Below are 1329 nucleotides of genomic sequence, written 5' to 3' on the forward strand. Positions count from 1 at the left end.
GCGGCCGGTTTCCCGGCAGACCCTCCCGCGCCCAGAGGACCGGAACCCCGGAGTATCACGCCTCCTCCGGCAATTTCTCCCTGTTTTTCGCCTTTCGGCAAGGAGTGATCTTTCATCATGTCCGGCAAGCGGCAGGACCCGGCCGACCCCACGGACGGCAACGAACCCACCGACCCTGACCGTCACGGCTCGGAGCGCCAGACACCGAACACCCCCACCCGCCGAGACCGGCGGCGAAGCCACGGGGACGGAGCACTCTTTCAGCGGGCCAGTGACGGCCTGTGGGTCGGGCGCGTCGACCTCGGCTGGATCGACGGGAAGCGCGTCCGCAAGACCGTCTATGCCAAGACCGAAAAGGAATGCCGGCGCAAGCTCAAGGAAATCCAGAAAGCTGCGGAACAGGGCGTGAACCTGACCGCTCCGAACCGGACCGTTTCGGAGTGGCTGACCGAATGGCTCCGGATGAAGGGAGAGGACGGAACCCGTCCCACCACCCTCGCCGGGTACCGGTGGGCCGTCGATCTCTACATCGTGCCGGTGGTGGGCCGGGTCCAACTCCTGAAACTCACCCCGTCCGACGTCACCAGGCTGATCGGGAAAGCTCGGGATGCCGGGCGCTCGCCCCGTAGCCTTCAGTTCATCCATGGGGTGCTACGTAACGCGCTCGCGGACGCGCACCGGCTCGACCTCGTACCCCGCAACGTCGCGAAGGCGGTCAAAGGACCGTCGGTGCCGCTGCGGCGGCTCCGTGCCCTGCACGTCGATGACGTCCGGGCGCTCACCCGAGCCATGCACGACGACCCGTACGGGCCGATCTTCATGTGTGGTCTGATGCTGGGCCTGCGACGGGGGGAAGTCCTCGGCCTGCGTTGGGACGACATCGACCTCGAGGCGGGAGTGCTGCACGTCCGGCGCACGTTGCAGCGGGCGAACGGAACGCTGATGTTCATGCCGGCCAAGACCGTCCGGTCACACCGCACGCTGCCGGTGCCGGGTTCGCTGGTCGGCATCCTCACCGAGCATCGCCGGTCCCAGGAGAGCGCCAAGGCCACCGCCGGTCCGGGCTGGACGGATCATGACCTTGTCTTTGCCTCCACTGTCGGGACGCCCCTGGACCCACGCAACGTCAACCGATGGTTCACCGTGATCCGCACGGCGGCCGGGCTCCCGTGGGTACGGCTTCATGATCTGAGACACGCGTTCGCGACACTCCTCGTCGCCGAAGGCGTCCCCATGAGGGTAATCATGGAACTACTCGGCCATTCCACGATCAACCTCACCATGAACACCTACGCCCACGTGCTTCCCGAAGCCCAAGAAGACGCCGTG

1 protein-coding gene is annotated in these 1329 nt (G+C 66.5%); it reads left to right on the top strand.

Annotation, left to right across the window (positions count from 1 at the left end; genetic code table 11):
* Positions 1-117: 117 nt before the first annotated feature.
* The coding region (locus MJ785_RS19235; protein ID WP_239382131.1) for a site-specific integrase at positions 118-1329 on the top strand (1212 nt) is incomplete at its 3' end.

Source organism: Protofrankia sp. CiT1, assembly GCF_917627335.1.
Taxonomy (GTDB): Bacteria; Actinomycetota; Actinomycetes; order Frankiales; family Frankiaceae; genus Protofrankia.